The 21,226-nt window shown below is 67.1% G+C and carries 18 protein-coding genes; 2 read left to right on the top strand and 16 right to left on the bottom strand.

What is annotated here, in order from left to right:
* The 12 genes from RT697_RS22810 to RT697_RS22755 all read right to left on the bottom strand — a co-directional run.
* Positions 1-682: MFS transporter (locus tag RT697_RS22810; RefSeq protein ID WP_313701960.1), on the bottom strand; the 682-nt coding region annotated here is incomplete at its 3' end.
* Positions 683-865: 183 nt separating this feature from the next.
* Positions 866-2,470 carry an ABC-F family ATPase gene (locus RT697_RS22805; protein WP_313701959.1) on the bottom strand — a complete coding sequence of 535 codons (1,605 nt, stop codon included), beginning with the start codon at positions 2,468-2,470 and terminating at the stop codon, positions 866-868.
* A 129-nt stretch (positions 2,471-2,599) separates the two neighbouring features.
* Complete coding sequence (locus RT697_RS22800) at positions 2,600-3,673, bottom strand: LD-carboxypeptidase (protein ID WP_313701958.1); 1,074 nt, start codon at positions 3,671-3,673, stop codon at positions 2,600-2,602.
* On the bottom strand, positions 3,670-4,161 hold the full coding sequence (tadA, locus tag RT697_RS22795) for a tRNA adenosine(34) deaminase TadA (protein ID WP_313701962.1): 492 nt from the start codon (positions 4,159-4,161) through the stop codon (positions 3,670-3,672). Before tadA ends, RT697_RS22800 begins: the two co-directional genes overlap by 4 nt.
* A gap of 10 nt (positions 4,162-4,171) precedes the next feature.
* A complete protein-coding gene (locus tag RT697_RS22790; protein ID WP_313701957.1) occupies positions 4,172-5,020 on the bottom strand; it encodes an HAD family hydrolase in 849 nt (282 codons plus the stop codon).
* A gap of 148 nt (positions 5,021-5,168) precedes the next feature.
* Positions 5,169-5,699, bottom strand: coding sequence for a hypothetical protein (locus RT697_RS22785; protein ID WP_313701955.1), 531 nt, complete (start codon positions 5,697-5,699; stop codon positions 5,169-5,171).
* A 158-nt stretch (positions 5,700-5,857) separates the two neighbouring features.
* A complete protein-coding gene (gene mnhG / locus RT697_RS22780; RefSeq protein ID WP_313701954.1) occupies positions 5,858-6,199 on the bottom strand; it encodes a monovalent cation/H(+) antiporter subunit G in 342 nt (113 codons plus the stop codon).
* Positions 6,196-6,477, bottom strand: coding sequence for a K+/H+ antiporter subunit F (locus tag RT697_RS22775; RefSeq protein WP_056317324.1), 282 nt, complete (start codon positions 6,475-6,477; stop codon positions 6,196-6,198). Before RT697_RS22775 ends, mnhG begins: the two co-directional genes overlap by 4 nt.
* Positions 6,474-6,956, bottom strand: coding sequence for a Na+/H+ antiporter subunit E (locus tag RT697_RS22770; protein WP_313701952.1), 483 nt, complete (start codon positions 6,954-6,956; stop codon positions 6,474-6,476). The genes RT697_RS22775 and RT697_RS22770 overlap by 4 nt, the downstream gene beginning before the upstream one ends.
* Positions 6,956-8,587 carry a monovalent cation/H+ antiporter subunit D gene (locus tag RT697_RS22765; protein WP_313701951.1) on the bottom strand — a complete coding sequence of 544 codons (1,632 nt, stop codon included), beginning with the start codon at positions 8,585-8,587 and terminating at the stop codon, positions 6,956-6,958. The genes RT697_RS22770 and RT697_RS22765 overlap by 1 nt, the downstream gene beginning before the upstream one ends.
* Positions 8,584-8,928: a Na+/H+ antiporter subunit C gene (locus RT697_RS22760; RefSeq protein ID WP_105238739.1), complete on the bottom strand. Its 345-nt coding sequence runs from the start codon at positions 8,926-8,928 to the stop codon at positions 8,584-8,586. Before RT697_RS22760 ends, RT697_RS22765 begins: the two co-directional genes overlap by 4 nt.
* Positions 8,928-11,843, bottom strand: coding sequence for a monovalent cation/H+ antiporter subunit A (locus RT697_RS22755; RefSeq protein WP_313701949.1), 2,916 nt, complete (start codon positions 11,841-11,843; stop codon positions 8,928-8,930). The genes RT697_RS22760 and RT697_RS22755 overlap by 1 nt, the downstream gene beginning before the upstream one ends.
* A 555-nt stretch (positions 11,844-12,398) precedes the next feature.
* Here RT697_RS22755 and RT697_RS22750 point away from each other — a divergent pair.
* Together RT697_RS22750 and RT697_RS22745 are read left to right on the top strand one after the other, a co-directional pair.
* Positions 12,399-13,385 carry a Bug family tripartite tricarboxylate transporter substrate binding protein gene (locus tag RT697_RS22750; protein ID WP_056560769.1) on the top strand — a complete coding sequence of 329 codons (987 nt, stop codon included), beginning with the start codon at positions 12,399-12,401 and terminating at the stop codon, positions 13,383-13,385.
* 419 nt (positions 13,386-13,804) lie between these two features.
* On the top strand, positions 13,805-14,773 hold the full coding sequence (locus RT697_RS22745) for a hypothetical protein (RefSeq protein WP_313701947.1): 969 nt from the start codon (positions 13,805-13,807) through the stop codon (positions 14,771-14,773).
* 5 nt (positions 14,774-14,778) lie between these two features.
* Here the strand turns inward: RT697_RS22745 and RT697_RS22740 are convergent, their stop codons facing one another.
* From RT697_RS22740 to RT697_RS22725, 4 genes are all read right to left on the bottom strand, one after another.
* Positions 14,779-15,642, bottom strand: coding sequence for a DMT family transporter (locus RT697_RS22740; protein WP_313701945.1), 864 nt, complete (start codon positions 15,640-15,642; stop codon positions 14,779-14,781).
* 436 nt (positions 15,643-16,078) lie between these two features.
* Complete coding sequence (locus RT697_RS22735; RefSeq protein WP_313701944.1) at positions 16,079-18,814, bottom strand: AAA family ATPase; 2,736 nt, start codon at positions 18,812-18,814, stop codon at positions 16,079-16,081.
* The gene (locus tag RT697_RS22730) at positions 18,811-19,938 is read right to left on the bottom strand and encodes a metallophosphoesterase (RefSeq protein WP_313701942.1); all 1,128 of its coding nucleotides are present in this window, start codon (positions 19,936-19,938) and stop codon (positions 18,811-18,813) included. Before RT697_RS22730 ends, RT697_RS22735 begins: the two co-directional genes overlap by 4 nt.
* A gap of 222 nt (positions 19,939-20,160) precedes the next feature.
* Positions 20,161-21,226: D-amino acid dehydrogenase (locus tag RT697_RS22725; RefSeq protein WP_313701940.1), on the bottom strand; the 1,066-nt coding region annotated here is incomplete at its 5' end.

Below are 21,226 nucleotides of genomic sequence, written 5' to 3'. Positions count from 1 at the left end.
CGTGCGGGAACACGCGCAGCACCACGCTCTTGAAGGCCATCCGGTGCCCGCCCACGATGGCGACGGCCGGCCGGATCATGGCAAGCCCCAATCCGCCCACGCCGAGCAGCAGCACCGCGCCGCCCAGTGCGCCCATGCTCCAATGTTTTTCAAGCTGCACGCCCAGCGGCGCACCCAGCGCCAGCGCGCCGTAGGTGGCGATGCCGTTCCACGAAATGACGCGGGCGGTGTGCAACGGCCCTACCCGCGCGATGGCCCAGGTGGCCGAGCCGGTGCCGACCCAGCTTTCGCCGAATCCCAACGCCAGGCGGCTCAGGATGATTGCCGCCAGGCTGAGCCACGCCGTGCGCTCAAAGGCATAGGCGAGCAGCAGGAAGACGCCGCTGATCGCGCAGGCCGCCATCCCGATGACGACGGTCTGCTTCGGACCGACCGTATCGGCCATGCGCCCGGCGTGCGAGCGGCTGAGCAAGGTCGCCACGTACTGCATGCTGATCGCCAGGCCGGCCAGCACGGATCCGTAACCCAGGTTGCCGTGCACATAACCCGGCAGCACGGCCAGCGGCAGGCCGATGGCCAGATAGCAGATGAAGGTGAAGAAGGCGATGGCAACGATGCGGGCCGTCAGGGTGAACGTGCCGATCTGCGCGCCATCGGGCGCGTCATGCAAAGAGGGAGACATGTGGGGACAAAAAGAAGCCTGGCCGGACAGCCGCCAGGGTCGGGCCCGATGATAGCGCAGCGCAGATTGCGTCAGGCTGAATGCCTGTCCCTCGCGGCCCTGCGAGAATGGAGCGCGTTCGGCGGCGCAAATGAGAAAGCGGCGCACGAACCCGCGCGCCGCTTCATGACCCGCCGTGCGGAATCAGGCCTCGATGCCGCGCGAGGACAGGTAGTCTTCGTACCCGCCGCGGTAGTCGACGATCTCGCCAGTGGGCAGGATTTCGATCACGCGCGTGGCCAGGCCGGACACGAATTCGCGGTCATGCGACACGAACACCAGCGTGCCTTCGTACTTTTCCAGGGCGAACTGCAGCGACTCGATCGATTCCATGTCCAAGTGGTTGGTCGGCTCGTCGAGCAGCATCACGTTGTGCCGGCCCAGCATCAGGCGGCCGAACGTCATGCGGTTCTTTTCGCCGCCGGACAGCACCTTGGGAGCCTTGGGCAGGTCATCGGCCGAGAACAGCAGGCGGCCCAGCACCGAACGGATCGACTGGTCGTCGTCGCCCGGCTGGCGGTGGTCGCCCATCCAGTCCAGCAGGTTGATGTCGGTTTGCAGGAACTGGTCGGACACGTCCTGCGCCATGTAGCCGAGGTCGGCGTTGTCCGACCACTTCACCGTGCCCGAATCGGGTTGCAGGTCTTGCGCCAAGAGGCGCAGCAGCGTGGTCTTGCCGACGCCGTTGGCGCCGATGATGGCGATCTTCTCGCCGGCGTCGACCATGGCCGAGAACTTGGTGATGACGGGCGCGTCGTAGGCCTTGGTCAGGTTTTCGACGGTGACGGCCAGGCGGTGCATGACCTTGTTCTGCTCGAACCGGATGTACGGGTTCTGGCGCGACGAGGGCTTGACCACGACCTGGTCGGCCTTGATGCGGTCGATCTGCTTCAGGCGCGAGGTAGCCTGACGCGACTTGGACTTGTTGGCCGCGAAACGGCGCACGAAGTCCTGCAGTTCGGCGACGCGCTCCTTGGCCTTGGCGTTGTTGGCCACCAGGCGCTCGCGGGCCTGGGTGGAGGCCAGCATGTAGTCGTCGTAATTGCCGGCGTAGACGCGGATTTCACCGTAGTCGACGTCGGCCATATGCGTGCACACCTGGTTCAGGAAGTGACGATCGTGGCTGATGATGATCATCGTGCTCTGGTAGCCGTTGAGCACGTTTTCCAGCCAACGGATCGTGTTGATGTCCAGGTTGTTGGTGGGTTCGTCCAGCAGCAGCACGTCGGGGTTCGAGAACAGCGCCTGCGCCAGCAGCACGCGCAGCTTCCAGCCCGGCGCGACTTCGCGCATGGGCAGGTTGTGCTGGTCGACCGCGATTTCCAGGCCCAGCAGCAGCTCGCCCGCGCGGGCTTCGGCGGTGTAGCCGTCGTATTCCGCGAACTTGGCTTCCAGATCGGCCGCACGCATGTAATCGTCTTCGGTCGCCTCCGGGTTCGCGTAGATCGCGTCGCGCTCGGACATGGCGCCCCACATTTCGGTGTGGCCCATCATCACGACGTCCAGCACGCGCACGTCTTCGAATGCGAACTGGTCCTGGCGCAGCTTGCCCAGCCGCACGCCGGGTTCAAGCGCAACGTTGCCGCCGGACGGTTCCAGGTCGCCGCCGATGATCTTCATGAACGTAGACTTGCCGGACCCATTGGCCCCGATCAGCCCGTACCGGTTGCCTTCCCCGAACTTGACGCTGACGTTCTCGAAAAGGGGCTTGGGACCGAACTGGATGGTGAGATTGGCGGTGGATATCACGGTGTATGTACGTTTGAAGGCGCCCGAAAGCGCATGCGGGAAAACCTGCTAGTGTAGCAAACGGGCTGCGGCCCCTATTTATATTGGCGGGCTGCGGCGCCGCAGGAGCACCGGACCGCCCGCCCCGCCTCAGTGGTGATGCTCGTCCAGCACCAGATGCGCGAGGCCCTTTTCGGTGGCGATGCCGACCTTCTGGCCGATGGGCAGCGTGGCCTTGGTGGCGACATGTCCGTACGGCAGGCCGGTGATGACCGGCACCTTGACCGTCTTGCGCAGCCACGCCACGACCTCGTGCAGGTCGTACCCCTTATCGTGAGGCGCCAGTTTGTATTCGGTGAAGCGGCCCAGCACGATGGCCTTCTGGCGCGCCAGGATGCCGGCCTGCCAGAGCTGGATCAGCATGCGCTCGACGCGGTACGGATGCTCGGCCACATCTTCCAGGAACAGGATGCCGCCACGGACCTTCGGCATGTACGGCGTACCCAGCAGTGAGGTCAGCATCGCCAGGTTGCCGCCCCACAGGATGCCGCGCGCGTCGACCGGATCGGCGTCCTGCGTTTCGAAGCTGAGGATCTCCAGCTCGCCGCGCATCACTTCGCCGAACAGCGCTTCGGTCAGGTCATCGACCTTCTTGCCACCAAAATCCTGAACCGCGGTGGCGCCCGTGTAGCTGACCGCGCCGGTCTGCGCGAGCAGGGCCAGATTGAACGCCGTGAAGTCGCTCATGCCGACAAAGCGCTTGCCGCTGTCGGCCATGGCCTTCCAGTCGATGGCGTGCAGCAGCCGGCCCAGGCCGTAGCCGCCGCGCGTCACCATGACGATCGGCAGCTTCTGCTTGGCGGCGCGCGTCAGGCTGGCCAGGCGCTGGGTGTCCGTGCCGGCGAACCGTTGATGTTCAGCCAGCGCCGTGCGGTCCAGCGCGGTCTTGAAGCCCTGCTGCTCCAGCCGTTCGCGCGCCAGCGTGACGGTGGCGGGGTCGCGAACGGCGGACGACGGCGAAATCAGGTAGATGCCGCGGGCGTCCGGCTGGGGACCGTGGTGATGCGCGTGATCGTGATCGTGATCGTGGTCGTGGCCGCATGCGTCGCCGCAGTCCGGGCCGTGATCGTGCGGGTGATCGTGGTCCGGGATGGCAGCGGCCTTGGCGCGGCGCGCCTTGGCGGCGGGCTTGGCAGCAGACTTGGCGGCTTTGGGGGTACTCATGCGATGGATTCCTTGGCGCGGCGTTCGCGGAAGAACCGGCGCAGCAGATCGCCGCAGGGTTCGGCCAGCACGCCGCCGGTGACTGAAGTGTGATGGTTGAGCTTGGGCACGGACCCGACGTCGAGCACGCTGCCGCAGGCCCCGGTCTTGGGGTCGTAGGCGCCGAACACCACGCGGGCAAGCCGCGCGTGCAGCATGGCGCCGATGCACATCACGCAGGGTTCCAGCGTGACGTAGACGGTAATGCCGGGCAACCGGTAGTTTTCAAGCTGGCGCGCGGCGCTGCGCAGGGCGACGATCTCGGCGTGCGCCGTGGGATCGTGGTCAATGATGGTGCGGTTATAGCCTCGCCCCAGGATGTCGCCCTGGGCGGACACGACCAGCGCGCCCACCGGCACCTCGCCGATGTCGTAGGCGGCCTGGGCCTGTTCCAGGGCCAGGGTCATGAAGCGGGCGTCCTGCTCGGTCCAGGGCGGGACCGCTGCCAACGGGTCCAACTCAGCCACGGTACACCCGCGATTTCAGCGCGATGCGCCCGGCCAGGCTGGTGACGGCTTCTTCAAGCCATTGATACAGCTCGGCCTCTTCGTCGTAGCGGGCCTGATTCAGATTCGACACGCGCCCTTCTTCGATGAAGCCCCAGGCGCGGCTGCGCTTGTCGCGGTGCTTGGGATCCCAGACGCCAAAGGCAAAGCCCCCGGCGCGGCGGATCAGCGAGAAGCACGGAATGTCGGTGTAGCCGTCCCCCACGAACACCATCTGGTCGAACGGGATGCGCAACCGATCCTCGGGAACCTTGCGGTTGACCTCGAACGGCTTGTTGCGGAATTCACGGCCGATGATGCCCTTCTGGATGTGGAACAGGTAGCGCGTTTTGTCCGTGAAGCTGACGACGCGCCGCGGGAATGCGATGCCGCCGTCCTCGCCATAGACGAATTCAGACGCCCAGATCTCGGTGAATTCATGGGCAATGGGCGTCGAACGCACCACGTCGCCGATGCCGCTGGAGATGAGATAGAACTCGAGCTGCACCTGCGGATGCTCGGCCCGGACTGCGGCACGCAGGCGCTGGAACAGCGTGGACACGCCATCGTGCAGATCGAGGCGCGCGCCCCAGTCTTTCAGGCGTTGCTGCGTGATGAGGCCGTGCCGTCCCTGGCGGGACAGTTCGATCATCTTGTAAAGGTAGGCCGGGACGGGATCCCAGTCCTGCTGAAACAGGAGGGGATCGACCTCTTCCTTCCAGAAGGAGGCCGTGTCCACGCCGATGCTGTCCAGGAAACCGGACGTGCTGTCCGAGGCCAGCGTGTCGTCGAAATCGAAAATCAGGGCGATGACGTCGGACATGAATATGCGTGAGAAAAGGCGACAGCCGCCATTTTGCCTGATTGCGGCAGCGGCTGCGCCTCGGAAGCAGCGCGGTGCGTCACGCAGCGCCCTGCTTCACCACTCGCTTCATGCGCTCGGATTCATGCGCCCTGCTTTGCGAAACGCCTTACTGGCGGATCGGCGCGGTCATCGTTCCCGTGCCAGGAGCCGGCGCCATGCCCGGAGCCGGAGCCATGCCCGGAGCCGGAGCCATGCCGGGGGCCGGAGCCATGCCCGGCGCGGGCGCCATGCCCGGGGCCGTGCCGGCGGGCACCTGGATCACGGTTTCGCGCAGCACGCCGCCGCCCTGCACGCTGCCGCGCACGTTGCCCGGCGCGGTCATTTGCGTGACGCAATTCTGGCGTTGGGTTTCCGGCAGACGGTTGCAGCGCGCCACCATATTCTGCTGCAGTTGTTCGGGGCTTTCTTCGCGGAGGTTCTGGCGGCTGCGCTCCTGGCGCGCCGCGCCGGCTTCGCGCAGGCAGGTTTCCACCGCCTGCCCGGTCCGGCCGCTTTTGCACGCGGCAACGTCCTGCTGATAGCTGGACTGCGCTGAGGCGCCGGAAGATTGCGCTTGCGCCGCGCCGGCGGCGAGCATCAGGCCGGCAGTGCACAGGATGGCTGCAAGGCGCTTCGAAGGCATGGGAACAGTATTCATGGTCAGCTCCTTTTGAAGAGATTCAACCGGGACGGCGCGGTATCAACCGCGCCGCCAACTGCCCTCACTATCCCATGACGACGCGATGGGGGACATAACCAGCGACGTGAATTCGTAAGGTTACGTTTCAACGTCGAAAAAACGGGGACGGCTCTAAATCAACGCGCATCCCTGTCCGCTTCCGCCTTGGTAAGGCGGTTGCGATACGTGGCCGCGCGCATCAGCAACATGGCCGTGACGGGCGACGACACAATCAGCAGCAGCGTAATGATGACTTCGTGAAACACCGGGCGTGCGGACAGCGCCGAGAACACCAGGATTGAAGACGCCAGCACGCACGCGCAGCCCATCGTGTTGCCCAGCGTCGGCGCATGGATGCGCGACTGGAAGGTGCGGAAACGCAGCAGGCCGGCGGAACCGGTCGCGGCCAGCAGACCGCCCAGCACCAGCAGGATGGTGGCGGGAATGCCGGCCCACAGGGGGATTTCGACTTCCATCATGGCTCGATGACCTCGCCGCGCAACAGGAAGCGCGCCATCGCGGTGGAGCCGACAAAGCCGAACAGCGCGATCAGCAACGCGATGTCGAAGTACACCGACGTGCCGGACCGGATGCCGAACACCAGCATCGTCAGCATGCCGTTGATGTACAGCGTGTCCAGGGCCAGGACGCGGTCCTGGGCGGTGGGGCCGCGCAAGAGGCGGATGGTGGCGAACACCATGCCCAGCGCAAAGCAGAGCAAGGCAAAGGATGCCGCCCAATACAGTACGGAATTCATTCGAACATCTCCATCAACGGGCGCTCGTAGCGCTGCTGCACCAGTTCGATCCACTCGTCTTCGTTCTGCAGATCGAGCACATGCAGTTTCAAGGCGTGGTCTTCGGTCAGGTTCACCCAGACCGTGCCGGGCGTGTAGGTGACGATGCAGGCCAGCATCGCCAGGCCATGCGGGTCGCGCATGGTGAGCGGGATCAGGATGAACCCCGGCGAGAACTCATTGCGGCGCGGATTGAGGATCAGCCGCGCCACCGCGACGTTGGACTTGATGATGTCCCACGTCACGTGCAGGAAAAGCGGAATCACCTTCCACAGGTGGCGCGGCCGCGCATGCAGCGGGCGCAGGCGCGAGGCGGCCCACGTGAACCACAGCGCCAGCGCGATGCCCAGGGCGATCTGTCCCGGCGACACGCTTTCATTGAGGAGCAGCCACAGCGCGAACAGCAGCGTGGGCAGGATCAGGAAGTAAAGGCGGCGCATCAGCTTCCTCCCTTGACGCCGCGCACGGTCTGCGCGGACATGACGGCGTCGATATAGGACGCGGGCTGGTCGAGCGAGCGGGCGGCGTCGTCCAGGTAGGCCGACACGGGACCCGCGCCAGCGGCCAGACCCACGCAGAGCAGCACCAGCACGGCGACCGGGCCTGCCTCGATCACGCGCAGGCGCGGCGTGCTGCGGTCGTCGCTGGCCCAGAAGATACGGATGCCGGTGCGGCCCAGGCCGATCAGGCCGGCCAGGCCCGACACCAGCACGGCGGCCACGAGAAGCCAGGCGTCCATGGGCGGGGCGGACTCGGTCGCCGCCGATACCGCCGCCGACAACAGCGAGAACTTGGCGACAAAGCCGGACAGCGGCGGCAGGCCGGTCACCAGCAACGCGCACGAAATGAAGGCCAGGCCCAGGAACGCCATCGCTGCGGGAATCGCCACCCCGACCACATCGTCGGAGCGGTTGACCGAAGTCGGGTCATCCAGGTCGAAGGCGTCGAGCGTGACCGCCAGCACGTTCGCGCCGAAGCTGCGGGTGCGTTCGATCAGTTCGGCCAGCAAAAAGAACGCGCCCGTGGTCAGCACGGAGCTGATCAGGTAAAAGAGCGCGGGCCCCGTGAGCGTCACACCCGGCATGCCCAGCGCGGTCAGCAGCGTGCCGGCCGACACGATGACGCAGTAGCCGACCATTTTTTCCAGTTGCTGCGTGGCCAGAAGGCCCAGGGCGCCGAACAGCAGCGTGGCCAGTCCGGCGGCGAACATCCAGTCCAGGCTGAAGGCGGCGGGCGCGCCGGTGGGCAGCAGCAGCGAGCCGATGCGCAACAGCGCGTAGATGCCGACCTTAGTCATGATGGAGAACATGGCCGCGACCGGCGCACCGGCCGAACCATACCCCTTGACCAGCCAGAAGTTGAGCGGCCAAGCGCCCGCCTTGACCAGGAAGGCCACGCCCAGAATGGCGGCGCCGGCCTCGAACAGCATGCGTTCGGCGCCGGCCAGGTTGCCCGCGCGCAGGGCCAGGTCCGCCATGTTGAGCGTGCCCGTCACGCCGTAGATCAGCGCAATGCTGATCAGCAGCAGGAACGAGGCCACCAGGTTCACGGCGATGTACTGCAAGCCGGCGCTGACGCGCGCCACGCCGGAGCCGTGCAGCAGCAGGCCGTAGGACGCGGCCAGCAGCACTTCGAAGAAGACGAACAGGTTGAACAGGTCGCCCGTCAGGAAAGCGCCATTCAGGCCCATCAGCAGGAACTGGAACAGCGAATGGAAATGCACGCCGGCGCGGTCCCATCGGGCCAGCGCGTAGACCAGCGTGGCCAGTCCGAGGACGGCCGTCAGCGTCAGCATGACGGCGGCCAAGCGGTCGACGACGAGCACGATGCCGAACGGCGCGGGCCAGTCGCCCACCAGGTAGGCCCCTACCCCGTTTTCCCAGACGCCGGGCACGCCCCCGCCGGCCACGACCAGCAAGGCGATCGCGGCCGCAAGCTGGGCAAGCGTCGATAAAAGCGCGATCCCGCCGCGCGCATAGCGGCTGGTGTCGGCGAGCAGCAGCATGGCCGCGCCCGCGACCAGCGGAATGATGATGGGCAGGACAGGAAGGTGTTGAAGCCAGAAACTCAAGATTGGGACTCCCGTCCATCAACGTGGTCGGTACCCGTGAGGCCCCGCGAGGCGAGCAGCACAACCAGGAACAACGCGGTGGTGGCAAAGCCGATGACGATGGCGGTCAGCACCAGCGCCTGCGGCAGCGGATCCGCATACCAGGAAGGATCATGCGCCATGGCCGGATCCACCACCGGCGGCCTGCCGGACGTGAGCCGGCCCATGCCGAAGATGAAGAGGTTCACCGCGTAGGAGACCAGCGACAGGCCCATGATGAACTGGAACGTCCGGGGCCGCAGCAGCAGCCACACGCCCGAGCCCGCCAGCACGCCGATCGCGGCTGCGTATATCAATTCCATCAGGCTTCTCCTGTTTGAGCGGCGGCCGCCTGGAGCTCGGCGGCGGCCTTGCGTTGCGCGCGCAGCGATTGGTGGGCAAGCGCCACCAGCACCAGCACGGTGGATCCGACGACCAGCATGTAGACGCCCAGGTCAAACAGCAACACGCTGGACACGTGGACGTGGCCAATCAGCGGCAGCGCGACATCCCAGGCCAGCGCAGCCAGGAACGGCTTGTAGGCCAGCCATGCGCTCACGGCCGCAATGCCGGCGGACAGCAGCCCGATGCCGATCCAGTTCTGGGGATTCAGGCGGCTGCGGGATTCGACCCAATACACCCCGCCCACCATGTATTGCAGGATGACGGAGGTGGCAAAGATGAGGCCGCCCACGAAACCGCCGCCCGGCTGGTTGTGGCCGCGCAAGAGGAAGTAGACCGAGATGAGTGCGGCGATCGGCAGCAGCAGGCGCACCAGCACCGCGGGCACCATCATCGAGCCTGCGGGCACCGGCGACTTGATGTCGGGCGCGTCCGGGATGCCGCCGTCCTGATCCATCTGCTGGCGCGGAATGTCGGCGCTCTCGGCGGCCGGGCGGAAGCGGCGCAGCAGCGCGTAGACCGTCAGCGCCACGATGCCCAGCACCGTGATTTCGCCGAACGTATCGAAGCCGCGGAAGTCCACGAGGATCACGTTGACGACGTTGGTGCCGCCGCCGTCAGGCAGCGCGCGATCCACGAAATAGGACGAAATGGGGTTGGTCTGCGGCCGCGCCAGCACCGAATAGGCCAGCGCGGACATGCCCGTCCCGGCGGCCACGGCCAGCAGGAGGTCGCGCAGGCGGCGGCCGCGTGCCTGCAGCGTGGCCTTCAGGTTTTCCTCGTCATCCTGCACGATGCGCCGCGGCAGCCAGCGCAGGCCCAACAGCAGCAGCACCAAAGTCACGACCTCGACGGACAGCTGCGTCAACGCCAGATCTGGCGCGGAGAACCAGACGAACGTCAGGCAGGTGATCAGCCCTGCCCCGCCCGCCAGCGCCAGCGAGGCCAGTCGGTGGTATTTGGCCTGGTACGCGGCGGCCAGCGCGCAGGTGCCGCCCACGATCCACAGCAAGGCAAACACCGGGTCGACCGGCGTCAGGCGCACGGCGCCGTCCAGCCAGCCGCCGGCGCGCAGCGGCAGCCACGCGACGAACAGCGTACCGACCAGAATGAGCACCATCTGCACCTGCAGGCGCGTGGACGACACCCACCGCAGCAGCCAGGCGGCGGCAACGCTGGAACCATCCAGCAGCGCCTCGAAGGTGCGGCGGCCATCAAGACGGTAGATGAACGGCACCCGGCCCGGATTGGCGCGTTGATGCGCGCGCAGGGCCAGGTACAGCAGCACGCCCGCCGTCGTGGCCACCAGGCTCATGGCCAGCGGCAGATTGAAGCCATGCCAGACGGCCAGGCTGTAATCGGGCATGTTCTCGCCCAGGATGCTTTGCGCCGCGGTGGCCAGGAACGGGCCGACGGTCAGGCCGGGGACGATGCCCACCAGCAGACACATCAGGACCAGCAGCGCGCTGGGCAGCAGCATCCAGCGCGGCGGCTCGTGGGGTTCGCGCGGCAGGTCGGTGGCCGGGGGGCCGAAGAACACCTGCAGGATGAACCGCAGCGAATACGCGACGCTGAACGCGCCGGCGATGGTGGCGAGCAGCGGCAGGCCAAGCTGGACATAACGGTCGGCGCTGACGAAGGTGGTCTCGGCAAAGAACATTTCCTTGGACAGGAAGCCGTTCAGAAGCGGCACGCCCGCCATCGACGCCGCGGCCACCATCGCCAGCGTGGCCGTGATGGGCATTGCCTTGTACAGGCCGGACAGCCGGCCCAGGTCGCGCGTGCCCGTTTCGTGGTCGACCACGCCCGCCGCCATGAAGAGCGACGCCTTGAACGTGGCGTGGTTGATCATGTGGAAGATGGCGGCCACCAGCGCCAACGTGCTGTTCAGACCCAGCAGCAGCGTGATGAGGCCCAGGTGGCTGATCGTGGAATACGCCAGCACGCCCTTCATGTCCTGCTGGAAGATCGCCGCGTAAGCGCCCAGCACCAACGTGATCAGCCCGAGGCCGCCGATGATCCAGAACCACTCGTCGGTGCCCGACAGCACGGGCCAGAAGCGCGCCAGCAGGAAAACCCCCGCCTTCACCATCGTGGCCGAGTGCAGATAGGCGGACACCGGCGTAGGCGCGGCCATGGCGTTGGGCAGCCAGAAATGGAACGGGAATTGCGCGCTCTTGGTCAGCGCGCCCAGCGCCACCAGCACCAACACCGCCGGATACCAGGGGTCGGCGCGGACCAGGTCGCCGGACGCCAGGACGCGGTCCATGTCGTAGCTGCCGACAATATGGCCCAGGATCAGCACCCCGGCCAGCAGACAGAGCCCGCCCGCCCCCGTGACCGTCAGCGCCATGCGCGCGCCCCGGCGCGCGTCCAGGCGATGGTGCCAGTAGGCGATCAGCATGAACGACGCCAGGCTGGTCATTTCCCAGAACAGGACGAGCTGGATCAGGTTGCCCGAAAGCACCACGCCGAGCATGGCGCCCATGAAGGCCTGGAAAAAGGAGAAGAAGCGCGGAACCGGGTCTTCCGGCGACATGTAATAGCGCGCGTACAGCACGACCAGCGCGCCCATGCCGGAGACGATCAGCGCAAAGAGCCACGCATAGCCGTCCATGCGCAGGGTGAATTGCAGACCCAGGGCGGGCGCCCAGGGCATGTCGGCCCGTATGACGCCGCCGTTGGCGACGTCCGGATACAGCGTCGCGATCAGAACCACGCACGCGAGGGCGATGAGACCAGCCAACCACGCCTCTGCGTTGCGGGCGTTGGAAGGCAGCAGCGCGGCGCACAGGCTGCCGGCGAACGGCAGAGCGAGGATCAGGATCAGCGACATGGCGTTCCGAAAATGTCCGGGCCCCCTCCCGCCAGCGCAAGGCAGCGAGAGACGAAACAGACCGGGGATTGAAAAACGGACGGAACCCTTGGCCCGGTGCGTCGCTGCACTACACGTTGCCCCGTGGGGACATCAACCAACGCCAATTGAACGGCGCAGACAGAAACAAACGCAATAGCTTTCTTGCAAGACCGGGCAAGAATCTCATCCGAAAAATATCAGATTCTTGTAAGTTATGCAGGAATTTATGTACGTACCCGGCTAATGACAGCAAGATGACTGCGCAGCGATTGCGCACCGAAAGCTTCTCAATTTGTGTTCAACTGCCTGTCAGACTGACTTTTTCCTGTAACTTCTGTCATCTCCGCGCATTTTTTGGACGTGCTAAAAATTTTGCGATTTCTCATGACAGGGACAATCCCGAGTTGACCATGGGGACATACCTGTGTGGAATGCGGCCACGAGGCGTTGGCTTGCGACACCCCGGCAATGCGCGCCTCACCGAAGCTGGCCCGGCAAGATGGCCAGCTCGGAACAACAATATGGAGAAGACTCTTGAACGTGTTGTCACATGCCAAGGCCGTCCTGGCCGCCGCCATCGCCGGCGCCTGCCTGACCTCCGCTGCCCAGGCCGCAGACCCCTACCCCAATAAACCCATCCGCCTGATCGTCCCGTTTGCGGCCGGCGGCACCACCGATATCGTGGCGCGCGTCGTGGCCGAGGGCCTGGGCCGTGAACTCGGCCAGCCTGTCGTCGTGGAAAACCGCGCCGGCGGCGGCGGCTCCATCGGCGCCGACGCCCTGGTGCGCTCCGCCAATGACGGTTACACCCTCGGCGTGGCCACGGTCAGCACCATGGCCACCAACCCGGCCACCAATCCCAAAAACCCGTACAACCCGCTCAAGGACTTTACGCCGATCACCAACATGGTGAACGTGCCCAACGTCATGACGGTCAACCCGAGCGTGCCCGCCAAGACCCTGGCCGAGTTCATCACCCTGCTCAAGAACAACCCCGGCAAGTACAGCTATGCGTCGTCGGGCGCGGGCGGCATCAGCCACCTGGACGGCGAGCTGTTCAAGTCGCTGACCAAGACCGACATGGTTCACGTGCCCTACCGTGGATCGGGCCCGGCGCTGAACGACGTGATCGCCGGCCAGGTGAACGTCCAGTTCGACAACCTGCCGTCGTCCATGCCGCACATCCAGGCCGGCAAGCTGCGCGCGCTGGCCGTGGCGGCGCCCAAACGCCTGCCCGCCTTGCCGGACGTGCCGACGTTCGCCGAGGGCGGCCTGCCCGACATGGACAACATGGCGTGGTACGGCCTGGTGGCGCCGGCCGGCACGCCGCAAGCCGTGGTCGACCGCGTCCACGCCGCGGCGGTCAAGGCCTTGAAGGATCCAAAGATCGCCCAGCGCCTGGCCGACGGCGGATCGATCGTGGACGGCAACACGCCGGCCGAGTACGCCGCGCAAATCAAGCGCGAGCTTGAACTGCGCCAGCGCATCGCCAAGGACCGCAACATCGTCCTGACGAACTGATCGCAATCTGACGAAAGGGGCGCCCGCCGGTGGTTTGCGGTGGGCGCCCCTTTTGCATCCGCCCCCGCTTGACGGCAATTGCCCGGGTGGTAGCATCTGCCCCGTGCAATCCGACATCTCCTCCCTCCCCTGCGTCACCTGCGCCCTCTGCGCCCTGCGCTCAACGCTGTTGAGTTCGCAGGAGGTCGCCGCGCGTTCCGCTTACGCGCGGTCCAAGCCCGGCTAAACGCCCGCCTTTTCCCGTTCTGATTTTCTTGCTCCGGCCCGTTGCCGGCTGCCTGCGCACATCCGCGCGTCCTGCAGCCTGAAACCGGCCGGCGGGCGCACTGCCGCGTGGCGGGCGCTCGTCTTCATTTCGCCACTCGCACGCCCTTCGCGGCTTGCGCGGCGGCCACGCACCGCACTTTCGAATCAGCGCCATGCAACTCACCAAGAAATTCGTCAAAGCCAAGAACCCCTGCGCGGGCGGCTACAAATGGTTCCTCCGCGATCACAACGGCCAGGGGGACTACCAGGCCGTGCTCGACGCCCTCGTCGCCGACGGCCGCGTCGGCGACGCCTGCTGGCTGCTGGACCAGTTCGGCCCGACCGACGCCGTGTTGCGGCTGGATACGCTGGATGCCAACGCCATCGTGTTCGCGGGAACGCTGGAAGTCCGCATGGGCATCAACGTGGACACGGTGGTGCGGGCGGGCCGCAGCCTCATCACGGGCGGCGGCATCCGCGCCGGCGAGTCGATCGTGGCGGGTGAAAACATCACCGCCGGCGGCAACATCGCCTGCGGCGGCAACCTGCGCGCCGGCGGCGACGTGGCGGCGGACTGGGGCATCGAGATTGCGACGCGCCTGGATTGCGGCGGGAATGTGCGCGCCAAGTGGGACATCTGCGCCGGACAGGACCTGGCCGTGACGGGTCACCTGCATGCCGGCCAGGACATCAGCACGCAAGGCGCCATCAAGTGCGGACAAGGCATCAAGGCGGGCGGCGGCGTGCGCGCGGAACAGGAAATCAACGCGGGCTGCGGCATCCAGGCAGGCGGCTCCATCCAGTCGGGTGAGCATCTGGCATGCGGATGGGGCCTGATCGCCGGGGAAGACATTCGCGCCGAGGGCGCAATCCGGGCGGGCGAAGGCGCGCAGGCGGCCGGCGTCATCGAAGCGGGTGCGGGACACGGCGTCTACGCCGGCCTGAGCGTGCGGCTGGACGCATGGGATCTGTGCGCGCGGGTTGTCGCGCAGACGCGGCCCGCGCAGTTGGTGAGCGGACATTGGGCGGGGCCGGAAGGAGCGGATGGCGCAGGCGCCGCGCCCACCCGCCAGCCTTGGAACGGGTGGACGGATGTGGGCGCGGCTAAGCGCGATGGTTTCGCCGGCGGCCAGCGAGGCTGAGGACTTCACGGGGTGGCGGGATGGCGTAGCACCAGCATCAGCCCCGTCAGAATCGCGGCCATGCCGGCCAGGCTGAGCGCTGGCAGACGATTGCCCAGGATCACGTAGTCCAGCGCCGCCGTGCCAACCGGCACCAGATAGAACAGGCTGGTCACGTTGACGAGATTGCCCGCCTGGATCATGCGGTAGAACAGCAGCGTGGCGCCGACCGAGATCACGAGGCCCATCCAGATCAACGGCACGATGAAGCCGACGCTCCAGTCGGCGTGCAGCGGCTGGAATGGCGCAAACAGCAGGCAGAGCGCCAGGCTGATTGCGTACTGCAGCGGCATCACATCCATCGGCGGCTGCTGGACGCGCTTTTGCAGCAAGGCGCCCCCCGTCATGCTGGCCAGCGCCGCGCAGGCATACACAATGCCCGCGACGGACAGCCGCGTCAGCGCGATGCTCTGGTACACGACCAGCATCAGCCCGGCCAGCGCCAGGCAAAGTCCCCCCAGTCGCGCCGGCGCGAAGCGGCGCTCCGTCAGCGCCAGCGTCAGGATGGGCTGCGCGCCGAGCAACGTGGCCAGCACGCCCGGCGTCACGCCGTGGTCCAGCGCCAGCAGATAGCAGATGGAATAGCTGCCGATCAGCAGCGCCCCCGTGGCCGCAACCTGCATGCGGGTGCCGGGCTGTGGCAGCCAACGCCCGCGCCGCGCGCAGATCAGCAGCAGCGCCGCCAGCGCAAGCAGGAAGCGGAACAAGAGAAAGCCAAAGGCGGAGGCATGCGACAGCCCCCATTTGGCGAAGATCGCGCCGCCGCTCCACAGCAGCACGAACAAGGTGGTGGACGCGTGGGCAGTCCACGCGCTTCGGTTGATGGACATGAGGTATCACCTGTCTGAATGAGGTACAGACTCCTGCCCGGGGCGCGATAACGCGCCCATGCGCCTATACGCGAGCGCGGCAGGCGACGCCAAGGCGTCATGCTGCTCGCGGTGCGGCGCTGGGGTTCAGGCGGGAGACGGAAATGCGGCGGGTCAGCCCAGGACGGCTGACACAGGCGGATGCACGCCCGACACGACGCCGCGAGGCGGCGATGCGGGCGGCGGAGGCGCCGCGTTCTTGACAGGAGACACAGCCGGCGGGGAACCGGCGGAGAAAGAAGCCGACACGCGCGCGCACGCAAAACCCGCGCGGACGGCGCGGGCGAGCATGGCGAGAGGCGTGTATTCAGGCATCCGGGCAGACTACCGGGGCCGGGCCGCAGCGTCAAGCATCGGTAATTCGTGATTGTGTCTGCGCCGGGTGCGGGCCGGTTCGCTAACCGATCCTGCGCTGCTCAACCCCCATGTCGCGCCAAGCCTCGCCGTGGCAGGTGAACATCAAGATCTGATGCCGTGTCGCGGCGTCGAACAATGCGCGCTTCATGAAGTCGCGCCGCGCATCGTCGGTGTGGACCAGCGCGTCGTCCAGCAGCAGCAAGGTGGGCCGGCCGGCCTCTTGCAGCAGGTCGGCGTAGGCGAACCGTGCCAGGATGCCAAGCTGTTCCCGTGTGCCGAAGCTGAGGGCGTCCAGCGCGTCTTCACCATCGCCCCGGCGCAGCGCGGTGGGCAGCAGCGCATCATCAAGGCGCAGCGCGGCGTCCGGGAAGAGCAGCGCCAGATAGTGGTTGAGCCGGCGGGCGAGCGGCGCTTGCAGGCGTTGCGTGGCGGCGGCGCGTTTGTCGGCCAGCAGCTTTTGCAGCAGATCCAGTGCGGCGGCGCGCCGAGTGAATTCGTCGCGGCGCCGTTGCAGCCGCTCGCAGGCCGCCTGCGCTTCGGACAGGCGCTCGCCCAGGCCCTGCGCACCAGCCTGGTCCAGCTTGCCCTGCAATTGCAGGATGTCGCCGTGCCGCTTGTGCTGGGCGTCGCGTTCGATGGCGGCGGATTTTTCGAACCGCTGCACGTCCTGTTCGGCCAGTTCCGGCCGGTGTTCGGCCAGCGAGGCCCGAGCCTCGCGCACGCGCAGTTCGAGCTGGTCGTGGGTGCTGCGCACTTCCGCGAGGCGGCCGGCGCGGGCGTGGCGTTGAGATATGCGTTCTTCGGATTGCAGCTCGGCGCCCCGGGCGGCCGCCTGCCCTTCCAGCAACTGGGCGCGGGCCGTGTCGGCATCCAGCGCGCGCTGCGCGTCGGCTACCGCCTTTTCCGCCTGGGCCGCGACGGCTTCGGCCTCGCGCAGCGCCTGGACGGCGTCGGGCAGATCGTCATCGCTTGTGTCGACGTCGATGCCGGAGCCAGTGCCGGTACCGGCGTCCGCGTCAGCACCAACACCAGCACCAGCACCAGCACCAGCACCAGCACCAGCAATACGAACACCGCCGTCGGCTTCCTGCACCGGCGGCAACTTCGACAGCCGTTCCTGCAACTGCGCCAGCCGTGCCAGTGCCTCATCCCGTTGCGTGCGCAGGGCGTCCACGCCGCGAGGCGCATGAATGCTCAGCGTCTTGCGCATGCCATCCAGTTCGCGCTGCAACGCGGTGTAGCGCGCGTGGCGCTGTTCCGCGTCGGCCAGCGTGTCGACGCCCGCCCGCTTGAGCAACGCAGCGCTCGCCGACTCGGCGCGCGCCAGTTCGCGCTGCAAGGCCGGCAGGTCCTGGCCGCCCGGCTCGATCTGCAAGCGCCCCACGCCGGGCAGATCGAGTTCGGCCGCAGCCGTCAGCAGGACCTCGCCGGATCCGCTGACCGCATTGCCGTCCAGCAGCGCCTGTGCGCCGGCATCCAGCCGGTAGCGCAGGCGCGTGGCGACCGCCTGTTGCTGCAATTGCAGGTTGCCGAGTTCTCGGCCGGCTTTGCGCAGCGCCTCGATCTCGGCATCGGAGATCTCGAGCTGGACCGCCTCGGTCCTGAGTGCCGAGCCTTGCTGTATCAGGTGGGTAGCCGCGACCAGGGCGCCGTCCAGGCGTTCGATTTCGGGGGTGAGCTGCGCAAGCTGCCGTTCCAGGTCGCGCCGGTCGGCCAGCACCTGAAGCCGCGCCACGCGCCGGCGCGCGGCCTCGACGGCGGCGGCATGCGATTGCCGCTGCTGCAGCGCGCGCGCCAGCGGTTCCTGCATCGCCTGCACGTGGGTGTGCGCCGCGCGCGCATCGCGCAACAGCGACTGATAGTCGGCTTCGTCTTGTTGATCGCGCCGGACCTGATCCTGCAGCAACGCAAGAGTCTGCGCGGCTTGGGCTTGCTCGCGCTGCAGCCCGTCGAAGGCTTCGCGCTCCTTGGCCAGCGCAGCAAGGCGCGCGCGGGCCTGGACGGCCTTGGCCTCGAAATCCTTCCAGGGTTGCGCGGCCTGCGCGCGCTCGTGATCACGCCGCAATTCGGCCAGACGGTCGACGTCGGCGTTGAGCTGCGCCATGGCCTGCCCGCACTCGTCGCGCTCGGTCGTGGCGCGCGCGAGTGCGTCTTCGGCGTCCTTGTAGGCGCCTTTGGGACGGCCGTTGCGGGCGTCGAGCAGCGCGGCGCGCTCTGCGGACACACGATCGAACAGCCGGTCGCCGTCTCCGGAGGCCAGCTCGCCGGAGAGCTGCGTCAGCGCGTCGCGCAGATGCGAGCCGGCATAGCCGGCGGCTTCGTGCAGGTTCTGGCCGTCGCCCTGGCGGATCCATAGCAGGCCCGGCACGCCGGCCAGGTCAGGTTTGCTTTGGCCGCGCCCGGGCATTTCAAAGCCCAGCAAGACGGCCAGCGCGTTTTCGGCTTCTTCGCCGTCCAGCCGCTGCGCGCCGTCGTCCACCACGAGTTCGCAGCGGGCCTTGGACAGGAACTGCTTTCTCAGGACGTACGCGTGATCAGCATGCGTGAAGGCCACTTCAACGCTGGGACGCGCGCCGGATTCGCCGCGCGGCGCCAGGTCGGCGACCTTGCTGGTGCTGTAGCGTTCAAGGAAGGCGGCCCGGACGGCGGCCGCGACCGTGCTCTTGCCAGCTTCGTTGGGGCCGACAAAGAGGTTCAGGCCGTCTTGCAGTCCGTCCAGCGACAGCGGCTGGCGGAACTTGCGGAATTCTTCGAGGGCAATGCGGGAGATCTTCATTTGGCGGCTCCCGGCGTGGCGGCTTCGCGCTGGAACCGCAGCAGCAGGCGCAGGGCCTCGCTGGCCACCGCCGACTGGTCTTCATCAGCCTGCAGCGCCTGCAATTGCGCGGCGACCTCGCCCACGTAGCCGCTGGCGCGCAATTCGGCCAAGTCCGCTTCGTCGGGTTCCAGGCGCACGCCGGACAAGTCCGGCAGCAAGGCCCGCACCTGCGCGGCGGCCTCGGCCACTGCCTTTTGCAGCGCATCCCAGGTTTCGAGGTTGACGTGGCCCTGCACGTCCAGGCGCAGGACATCGTCTGCCCGCAACGCCGCCATGCGTTCGGCCAGCGCCTGAGCATCGGTGGGAAGGCTGAGGGTTTCGGTCCAGGCGGACCAGCGGTACTTGCCGGTTGCAATGCGTTCGACCACGGGTGCGGCGCCCGGCGCGTCGATGCGCACGTCCAGCACGTAGCCGGGCTCGTTGCCGCGGAAGCGGTCCTGTTCCGGCGTGCCGGCATACCAGGTGCGCGTGTCGATGGTCAGGCAGCCGTGCCAATCGCCGAGCGCCAGATAGTCCAGGCTGGCGCGGTCCGCGCGGTCGGGCGCGATGGGATTGGTGGCGTCGATGGTGTCGGGCAAGCGGCCGGCAACGCTGCCGTGCGCGAGGCCCACGCGGATGCGACCGGCCGGGGTCTCGAGCGTGTCGAAGGCCTGGGTGACGTCGTCGTACGTATGGCGCTGAGTAAGCGGCGCTGCGAGCACGGCGAGGTTGGCATCCGGCAGGTCCACCACGCCGGTCGTTAGCGGCACATGCACGTTGGCCGGGATGCAGCCCAGCTGCATGGCGCGGCTCCAGACGCTGTCGGCAAGGGCCGCGTCGTGATTGCCCGCGATCATTACCCAGGGGCCGGTGTAGCCGGCCATGGCGGCAAAGAGCCTGCGGATGCTGCGATCGGACACGGCCTGCGTGTCGAAGACGTCTCCGGCGACCACCACGGCGTCCACGCGGCGCTCGGCGGCCAGCGTGGCGATGCGCGCGACGACCTCGAAACGGGCCTCGGCGAGCATCGCGGCATCGTCGGTTTCAAACTGGCCGTACTGGCGGCCGATCTGCCAGTCGGCAGTGTGCAGGAAATGAGTCATGCGGCGATTTTGGCATAAAGCAACGAGCCGTTTCGGGCGCAGCGTGACCAATTCAGCGCACTCAATTTCAGCGCACTCGGTTCAGCGCATTCAGTTCATCGCACTACAAAAGACACGGGCCGCATCGAAGCGGCCCGTCGGGTGTGCCTCCAACTGGCGGTGCAAGCGCCAGATCAAGCGAAGCTCAGGCGCTAGCCTGATCAGGCGTAGCTCACGCGCGACTCAGGCGCGCTTGCCGTCCAGCACCAGTTGCTGGCGCGACGCGGCGCTGCGGTCGTAACGCGACAGTCCGAGCCCGTCGGTGCTGATCGCGGGGCGCTGGCCCATGACGAGATCCGCGACCAGCTTGCCGGAACCGCAAGCCATGGTCCAGCCCAGCGTGCCGTGACCCGTGTTCAGGTAGAGGTTGTTGTAGCGCGTGGCGCCGACGACCGGCGTGCTGTCCGGGGTCATGGGACGCAGGCCGGTCCAGAACTCGGCCTGAGCGACATGGCCGCTGCCGGGGAACAGGTCGTTGACCACCAGTTCCAGCGTCTTGCGGCGGGCGTCCTTCAGGCGCAGGTCGAAGCCGGACAGTTCGGCCATGCCGCCCACGCGGATCCGCTGGTCAAAGCGCGTCACGGCGACCTTGTAGGTTTCGTCCAGCACCGTCGACACTGGCGCGGCGGCCTCGTCCTTCATGGGGATGGTCAGGGAATAGCCCTTGACCGGATAGACCGGCAGGTCCAGGCCGAGGGGTTCGAGGAAACCGCGGGTGTAGCTGCCGAAAGCGGCCACGTAGCGGTCGGCGGTGAGGACTTCGTTGCCGACGCGCACGCCGGTGATCTGGCCGCCGGCGGTGTTCAGGCCCGTGACGCTTTGGCCGAAGCGGAATTCCACGCCAAGGGCGGCTGCCATGTCCGCCAGGCGGCGGGTGAAAAGCTGGCAGTCGCCGGTTTCGTCGTTGGGCAGGCGCAGGCCGCCGGTAAGCTTGTGCGCGGAATTGGCCAGTGCGGGCTCGGCCGTCACGAGACGGTGGCGATCAAGAAGTTCGTAGGGAACGCCCACTTCTTCGAGCACGGCGATGTCGCGGCGCGCGGCTTCCATCTGGGCTTCGGTGCGGAACAACTGCAGCGTGCCGCGGGCGCGTTCTTCGTAGTGGATGCCGGTGGAGGCGCGCAGTTCACGCAGGCAGTCGCGGCTGTACTCGGACAGGCGCAGCATGCGTTCCTTGTTGATGGCGTAGCGGTCGGCCGAGCAGTTGGCCAGCATGGCGGCCATCCATTTGAGCTGGAACAGGCTGCCGTCC

Source organism: Achromobacter sp., assembly GCF_032113835.1.
GTDB lineage: Bacteria > Pseudomonadota > Gammaproteobacteria > Burkholderiales > Burkholderiaceae_B > Achromobacter.
The sequence above is the reverse complement of the archived record's forward strand: the minus strand, read 5'-3'. Positions and strand labels throughout refer to the sequence as shown.

Excerpts from the sequence above, each read along its gene's own strand:
- RT697_RS22800 (WP_313701958.1), bottom strand. The coding sequence starts at position 3,673 with ATGAGTACCCCCAAAGCCGCCAAGTCTGCTGCCAAGCCCGCCGCCAAG.
- RT697_RS22790 (WP_313701957.1), bottom strand. The coding sequence starts at position 5,020 with ATGTCCGACGTCATCGCCCTGATTTTCGATTTCGACGACACGCTGGCC.
- RT697_RS22785 (WP_313701955.1), bottom strand. The coding sequence starts at position 5,699 with ATGAATACTGTTCCCATGCCTTCGAAGCGCCTTGCAGCCATCCTGTGC.
- mnhG (WP_313701954.1), bottom strand. The coding sequence starts at position 6,199 with ATGATGGAAGTCGAAATCCCCCTGTGGGCCGGCATTCCCGCCACCATC.
- RT697_RS22775 (WP_056317324.1), bottom strand. The coding sequence starts at position 6,477 with ATGAATTCCGTACTGTATTGGGCGGCATCCTTTGCCTTGCTCTGCTTT.
- RT697_RS22770 (WP_313701952.1), bottom strand. The coding sequence starts at position 6,956 with ATGCGCCGCCTTTACTTCCTGATCCTGCCCACGCTGCTGTTCGCGCTG.
- RT697_RS22760 (WP_105238739.1), bottom strand. The coding sequence starts at position 8,928 with ATGGAATTGATATACGCAGCCGCGATCGGCGTGCTGGCGGGCTCGGGC.
- RT697_RS22755 (WP_313701949.1), bottom strand. The coding sequence starts at position 11,843 with ATGTCGCTGATCCTGATCCTCGCTCTGCCGTTCGCCGGCAGCCTGTGC.
- RT697_RS22745 (WP_313701947.1), top strand. The coding sequence starts at position 13,805 with ATGCAACTCACCAAGAAATTCGTCAAAGCCAAGAACCCCTGCGCGGGC.
- RT697_RS22740 (WP_313701945.1), bottom strand. The coding sequence starts at position 15,642 with ATGTCCATCAACCGAAGCGCGTGGACTGCCCACGCGTCCACCACCTTG.
- RT697_RS22735 (WP_313701944.1), bottom strand. The coding sequence starts at position 18,814 with ATGAAGATCTCCCGCATTGCCCTCGAAGAATTCCGCAAGTTCCGCCAG.
- RT697_RS22730 (WP_313701942.1), bottom strand. The coding sequence starts at position 19,938 with ATGACTCATTTCCTGCACACTGCCGACTGGCAGATCGGCCGCCAGTAC.